This is a genomic window from Kineococcus siccus (assembly GCF_009906795.1).
GTDB lineage: Bacteria > Actinomycetota > Actinomycetes > Actinomycetales > Kineococcaceae > Kineococcus > Kineococcus siccus.
In genome coordinates this window covers 1-584 of record NZ_JAAALN010000449.1, presented here as the reverse complement: position 1 = coordinate 584, position 584 = coordinate 1, and the positions used below count along the sequence as shown (strand labels likewise).

Annotated in this window: 1 protein-coding gene; it reads right to left on the bottom strand. The window is 79.6% G+C overall.

Features of this window, described 5'->3' with window-relative positions; genetic code table 11:
* Positions 1 to 11: 11 nt before the first annotated feature.
* Positions 12 to 584 (bottom strand): lytic transglycosylase domain-containing protein (locus GTR02_RS22075; protein WP_166609595.1); only part of this gene is annotated, 573 nt, incomplete at its 5' end.

Genomic DNA, 584 nt, shown 5'->3' with positions numbered 1-584 from the left:
GGTGAGGGGGCTCAGGCGGGGGAGCCGGCGGTGTCCAGCTGGTCGGCCAGGCGCTGCACCATGGCGACGTACCACTGGGCGTGGTTGTAGCGGTAGAGCGCACCGGCCTCGCCGGCCCGGCCGCGGCCACCCCCGTTGGCGCACAGGTAGGCGGCGGCGGTGTGGACCGCGTCGGTGGGGTCGAGGACGTCGGTGTCGCCGTCGCGGTCGCCGTCGACCGCGTACGCGGCGAACGTCGCGGGCATGAACTGCATGGGCCCGCGCGCCCCCGCCGAGGACGGCCCGACGTCGCGGCCGTGGCCGCTCTCGACCTGCCCGACGGCCGAGAGCAGGGCCGTGCGCATCCCGGGGCAGGTCGCGGCGGCGGCGGCGTACAGCGCGGCGTAGTCGACGGGCACGCGGCGGGCCGGCACCTCCGAGGCCGCGTCGTCGGCCGTGCGGGCCAGCGCGGCCGCGTTCGCGCGGGCCTGCGCGAGGGCGCGGGCGGCGTCCTCGGCCGCCCGCAGCCGGGTGGCGCGCTCGCTCAGGGCGTCGAGGCGGGCCTGCGCGGCGCTCAGCGCGTCCTCGAGCCGCGTGGCCTGCAC